Consider the following 6,234-nt stretch of genomic DNA (forward strand, 5'->3'; position numbering starts at 1 on the left):
TGCTTAGTAAAATCTATCCTGAAAACCCAAATCCCAAGGCGATTGAGCAAGTTGTTGAAGTATTGAAAAAGGGAGGAATAATCATCTACCCAACCGATACCGTATATGGAATGGGTTGCGATATCACTAATCATAAAGCCATTGAAAAAATTTGCCGGTTAAGAGGTATTAAACCTGAAAAGGCCAATTTCTCTTTCATCTGCTCGGATTTAAGGCACATTTCAGACTATATAAAACCTATCGACACCACCACATTCAGGCTACTAAAAAAAGCTCTACCTGGCCCTTTTACGTTTATACTGAATGCAAACGGAAATGTACCAAAACTACTAAGTTCCAACAAGAAAACTGTTGGTATAAGGGTACCTGATAATGATATTGCAAGAGAAATTGTTTTGCAGCTTGGAAATCCAATTCTATCTACTTCTATATATGATGATGATGAAGTAATTGAATACTCTACAGATCCTGAACTGATCCACGAAAAATATGAAGACACTATAGACATCGTAATTGATGGTGGATATGGAGACAATGAACCATCTACGGTTGTAGACTGTACATCAGGAGATTTTGAAATCATCCGTCAAGGAAAAGGAAACCTGGAAAACTACCTATAAATGGCCAAAATAATAAATTTACAAGCATTTAAAGACTTTTTAAGATCAGGACAAATTGGAGGCATACTCCTTATGGTATGTGTTGCGATCTCTCTGTTTATTGCAAACTCTAGTTATAAGAATGGCTTTTCTGCACTACTATCAACAGATTTAGGCTTCACATTTGGCTCTGGCTCTTATGTATTTACTGTTTCTGCCTGGATAAATGATGCGCTAATGGCTGTATTTTTTCTTCTTGTGGGCTTAGAGATCAAGAGAGAGCTGGTAGAAGGCGAGCTTTCATCTATTAAAAAGGCTTCCTTGCCTGTAGTTGCTGCTCTTGGAGGAATGTTGGTACCCGCATTTATTTATTTCATTTTAAATAAAGATACCGCTACGGCATCTGGATGGGGAATTCCAATGGCTACCGACATTGCCTTTGCCTTAGCTATCATATCCATGCTGGGTAAAAGTGTTCCGGCCTCATTAAAAATATTTCTTGCTGCCCTGGCCATTGTTGATGACCTTGGCGCCATCCTGGTTATTGCTATTTTTTATACAAATGAGGTACATTTTCATTACCTCCTGATGGCAGGAGGTGTACTTGCGCTATTGCTGGTATTTAACTTCTTTAAGATAAAACCGCTTTATTTTTATCTTATACCCGGAGTGTTCTTATGGTACTTCATTCACCACTCAGGCATACACGCAACAATTGCAGGGGTGTTGCTTGCCCTTACCATACCAACCAATTCAGATAACACAGAATCTCCTTTAGAAAAGCTTGAGCATTTATTAAATGGTCCTGTAAATTATTTTATCATGCCGATCTTTGCACTGGCCAATACCAACATCACCTTTCAAAAAGAAATGCTTGACGGTTTAGTATCGCCGCTGGGGCTTGGAATTGTGGCTGGTCTTTTTGCCGGAAAAACAATAGGTGTTACACTGTTCTCCTGGCTTGCAGTAAAGCTAAAACTGGGAACACTTCCGTCGCAATCAGGCTGGAAACACATTATTGGCTTAGGTATGTTGGCTGGTATAGGATTTACCATGTCCATATTTATATCCTTACTTTCATTTAGTGATGAAATGCATGTAACCGAAGCAAAATTTGCGATTCTTTGTGCTTCGGTTATTGCAGGATTAGTTGGTTTTGTTTTCCTAAAATCTATTAAAGGAAAAGCGTCGGTTAAGGCTTAAATTCTTTCATGAAGTTTTTAACACTGCCCTGAACATCATCAGCAGACAAGCTTTTCACAAAGGCAGTACCTATAATTGCACCGTTAGCATATTTACATGCTTTATCAAAGGTTTCTTTGCTACTTATACCAAAACCTATCATGGTTGGGTTTTTAAGTTTTAATGATGCAATTCTTGAAAAATATGTTTCGGTTGTATCAGATACCTGAAGATTTTTTCCTGTAGTTGCCGACGAGGATAGCAAGTAGATAAATCCATTACTTAAACCGTCGATTTTACGGATCCTTTCTTCAGAAGTTTGAGGAGTAACCAAGAATATATTACTTAAACCATATTTAGCAAAAACTGGTTCATATAACTCCTCATGTTCAACCATTGGGAGATCCGGAACTATACAACCATCAACGCCTACCTCTGCACAAGCTTTACAGAAATTCTCTACACCAAATTGAAGCATTGGGTTTACATACCCCATTAACAAAACCGGGATAGTTACCGTTTTACGTAAATCTTTAAGCTGCTCAAACAGCAGTCTTAAATCCATACCATTATCAAGCGCCAGCTTACTGCTCGCCTGTATAACCGGGCCATCAGCAACAGGATCAGAATATGGGAACCCTATTTCTAATAAGTCTGCACCTGAACGCTCTAGCTCTTCTGCAATTGCCACTGTATCTCCAAGATTAGGATAACCAGCTGTATAGTAAATTGATAATATATCTTTCTTTTCCTGAAATAACTTTTTAATTCTATTCATTTCTTTTATAATCCAAAATATCTCATGTAAGTATCCATATCCTTGTCACCGCGGCCCGACAAGCAAACCACTACATTCTCCCCACCTTTAAAATTCATTTTCTCCAGATAAGCCAGTGCATGAGCACTTTCTATTGCAGGGATAATACCCTCCATTTGAGTAAGCAATAAACCAGCTTCCAAAGACTCATCATCAGTTATGGAAACATACTGACCACGACGAGTTTTAAACAAATGTGCATGCTGAGGGCCAATGCCGGGATAATCTAATCCTGCTGACACAGAATGAGGTTCAACAACCTGACCATCTTCAGTTTGCATCAAAATACTTCTGCTGCCATGCAACACACCCTCCTTACCCAGTGTAGTTGTAGCTGCCGAGAACCCGCTATCAACCCCTTTACCTGCAGCCTCTACAGCGATTAGTTTTACCTTTTCATCATCAATAAAATGGTAAAACATGCCCATGGCATTACTACCACCGCCAACACAGGCCAACACATAATCCGGCTGGTCATTACCAGTTTGTTCTATCAATTGCTTCTTAGTCTCTTCTGAAATGATAGATTGAAAAAGTGCCACCATATCCGGGTACGGGTGTGGCCCAACAACAGAACCTATTATATAATGGGTATCTACCGGATTATTAATCCAATCGCGCATGGCTTCGTTGGTAGCATCTTTTAACGTTTTACTTCCTGAAGTTGCAGGAACTACCTTAGCACCCAGCATTTTCATTCGTGCAACATTGGGAGCCTGTCTTTGAATATCAATCTCTCCCATATATACTACACATTCTAATCCGCGTAATGCACACACTGTAGCAGTAGCCACACCATGTTGTCCGGCACCAGTTTCGGCAATAATACGTTTCTTACCTAAACGTTCTGCAAGCAATATTTGACCAATGGTGTTATTGATCTTATGTGCACCCGTATGATTCAGATCCTCACGTTTCAGAAAAATATTTGCGTTATATTTTTGCGATAATCGTTTAGCTAGATATAGTGGCGAGGGCCTGCCGACATAATCTTTAAGTAACTGATGAAATTCCTTCTGAAAGTCTTTATCCTCAATAATTTTAAGATAATTCTGTCGTAATTCTTCTACATTCGGATATAGCATTTCCGGAATATAAGCTCCGCCAAAATCTCCGTAGTATCCTTTTTCATTTACAAAATAGTTCATAGTCTTGTTCTTAAATCCTTGGTTGAGTAAACTCAATAGGACAACATATTTTTAAAGTCAATCAATTTATCTATATCCTTTAGCCCAGGCTCCAATTCAAACTTGCTATTAATATCAATAGCATAAAAACGCACATCTTTTATTCTGTTTATTTCATCAATACTTTCCAAATCAATTCCCCCACTTAAAAAGTATGGTTTATCTAACACATATTTTTGAAGCAACTCCCAGTTAAAAGTCCTTCCTGAACCTCCATGATCGGGAGTCTGGGTATCAAATAAAAAGTAATCAACTGAATCAGCATATGCTTCCAACTGCTCAAAATCAAATTGTTCATCAATTCCAAACGCCTTTATTACTTCTATATCTAATAATGCTTTTAGCTGGCTACAATAATTAGCAGATTCGTTTCCGTGTAATTGAACAGCATATAGTCCATATTCCAAAACCCGTTCAACCACTGTTCTAAGCTCTTCATTTACAAAAACACCTGTTTTTTTGATATTAGAAGGCAGATCCTTAACAAACTGAGCTGAAAGATCCGCAATAAATCTTTTTGAGCCATTATAGAAAATAAATCCCATATAATCAGGCTGCAAGTCTGCCACCATTTCGATGTTTGATGGCACCTTCATTCCACATACTTTCAGTCTCTTATCCATTACCTTGATATTAAGTTTTTAAAACTATTCAAAGCATTCTTGCTCATTAAAGAAGCCTCTGCTTCATAAAAACAATCCGCAAAAGATTTAGTGTTATCTATTGTCTGAATAGCAAGTGCAGCATTGCAAAGCACAACATTTCGTTGAGCATCGGTACATTCATCATTAAGCACACTCATAAAAATCTTTGCTGATGATTCAACCGTATCCCCTCCTTTTATTTCCTGCTCATCAATCTGTGCAAACCCAAGATCAGCAACGGTTACCAACGATTCTCCATTTTTACTAAAAGTTTTAAAATCGCAAGTCAGCGAAACCTCATCAAAACCGTCCACCGCGTGCAGTATCGTATAGTTTTTATCAGTATCCTGATATAAATAAGCATACAACCTGGCTAGTTCGAGACTAAACACGCCTACAATTTGATTTTTAGGTTGTGCTGGATTAACCATTGGTCCAAGCATGTTAAAAAAGGTTTTAACTCCTAATTCTTTACGTATAGGCGCAACAATTTTCATGGCCGGATTAAACAACGGGGCATGGATAAAGCATATCCCTGCTGTATCTAAACTGCGTTTTAAAATATCCTGTTCGTTAGTAAATGTATAACCCAGGTACTCCATAACATTTGAAGAACCGCAGCCAGATGACACACCATAGTTACCATGCTTAGCCACTTTGTGACCTGCGCCAGCCACAACAAAAGAAGCAAGTGTAGATATGTTAAAGGTGTCTTTACCATCACCTCCTGTTCCACAAAGATCTACAAGCTCATAATCTGAAAAGTTCAGTTTCACACAAAGATCAAGCATAGCATCACGAAAGCCTTGAAGCTCAGCAACAGTAATGTTCCGCATCCCATACGCCGTAATAAAAGCGGCAATCTGCGAAGTATTAAATTCGCCTAAGGCAATAGAAGTAAGTATCTTTTGTGCCTCTGCTCTACTGAAGGTTTTGTTTTCAAATAGGTGGTTAAGTATTTTCTTCATGTTATTTTCTTCTTAAAGAAGTTTTTCAAAATGTCGTAAAACAAAAAAGGTTGCCTTAAGCAACCCTCAAAATATTTTTATATAAAATAAAACGTTCAAAACGGGGTTACACTACGCTATTGCGTTGTGCCACCACCAGTTGTTAAGTCCGTTTGTAAGTATCATTAAAGCAAATATGGAATTGTTTTTGCAAAGCAGCAAATCTTTTATCAAAAAAAATAAAATTTATTACTTCTTTGCAGGGCGGGTTTACTTAATCAGGGCGTTCTTTTCCTTGGTAAAATGGTTAAAAACCAGTTTATCTGCCAATGCAGGCAATAACTTATTAATCCATACGGTTAGTTTGCCCTGCCCTGTCATAACTAAAGTGCGCTTTCTTGCAGCAATGCCATCAACGATACGAGTAGCCACTTCTTCAGCGGTCATCATTTTACCTTCTTCCATACTTGTTTCGCCATGAGCAGCACCATCTTTAGCCAATGCTGTAACCCGAATATTAGAAGCCGTAAAACCAGGGCAGGCTACCATCACATGAACACCGGTTTTAAGTAATTCGGTCCGCAGTGACTCCATAAAACCATTCATGGCAAACTTGGAAGCAGAATAACCGGTACGACCAGGCAAACCACGATACCCCGCGATTGATGATACCCCTATTACACTGCCTTGTGTTTTTAAAATCTCGGGCAGCGCATATTTAGTGCAATAAACCGTACCCCAGAAATTCACATCCATCAGGTTTTTCAATACAGACAAGTCCAGATCATTGAACAATGCACGCATAGATAAGCCCGCATTATTAATTAATATATCTATCTTACTGAAAGTGACTAAGGC

At 38.5% G+C, this 6,234-nt stretch carries 7 protein-coding genes; 2 read left to right on the forward strand and 5 right to left on the reverse strand.

Features of this window, described 5'->3' with window-relative positions:
• Positions 1-620 (forward strand): L-threonylcarbamoyladenylate synthase (locus AC1DDX_RS21040; RefSeq protein ID WP_477622537.1); only part of this gene is annotated, 620 nt, incomplete at its 5' end.
• On the forward strand, positions 621-1,802 hold the full coding sequence (gene nhaA / locus AC1DDX_RS21045) for a Na+/H+ antiporter NhaA (RefSeq protein WP_288880919.1): 1,182 nt from the start codon (positions 621-623) through the stop codon (positions 1,800-1,802). It begins immediately after the preceding gene.
• Here nhaA and trpA read toward each other — a convergent pair.
• From trpA to AC1DDX_RS21070, 5 genes are all read right to left on the reverse strand, one after another.
• On the reverse strand, positions 1,792-2,559 hold the full coding sequence (trpA, locus tag AC1DDX_RS21050; protein WP_172660501.1) for a tryptophan synthase subunit alpha: 768 nt from the start codon (positions 2,557-2,559) through the stop codon (positions 1,792-1,794). The two genes, nhaA and trpA, sit on opposite strands and share 11 nt — an antisense overlap.
• A gap of 5 nt (positions 2,560-2,564) precedes the next feature.
• The gene (gene trpB, locus AC1DDX_RS21055) at positions 2,565-3,746 is read right to left on the reverse strand and encodes a tryptophan synthase subunit beta (protein ID WP_288880917.1); all 1,182 of its coding nucleotides are present in this window, start codon (positions 3,744-3,746) and stop codon (positions 2,565-2,567) included.
• Between the two features lie 32 nt (positions 3,747-3,778).
• Positions 3,779-4,408, reverse strand: coding sequence for a phosphoribosylanthranilate isomerase (locus AC1DDX_RS21060; protein ID WP_288880914.1), 630 nt, complete (start codon positions 4,406-4,408; stop codon positions 3,779-3,781).
• Positions 4,408-5,397 carry an anthranilate phosphoribosyltransferase gene (gene trpD, locus AC1DDX_RS21065; RefSeq protein ID WP_172660504.1) on the reverse strand — a complete coding sequence of 330 codons (990 nt, stop codon included), beginning with the start codon at positions 5,395-5,397 and terminating at the stop codon, positions 4,408-4,410. Before trpD ends, AC1DDX_RS21060 begins: the two co-directional genes overlap by 1 nt.
• 249 nt (positions 5,398-5,646) lie before the next feature.
• A partial coding sequence (locus AC1DDX_RS21070) for an SDR family oxidoreductase (protein ID WP_477622538.1) occupies positions 5,647-6,234 on the reverse strand: 588 nt, incomplete at its 5' end.

The sequence above is a fragment of the Pedobacter sp. 10L46_2 genome (assembly GCF_056395165.1).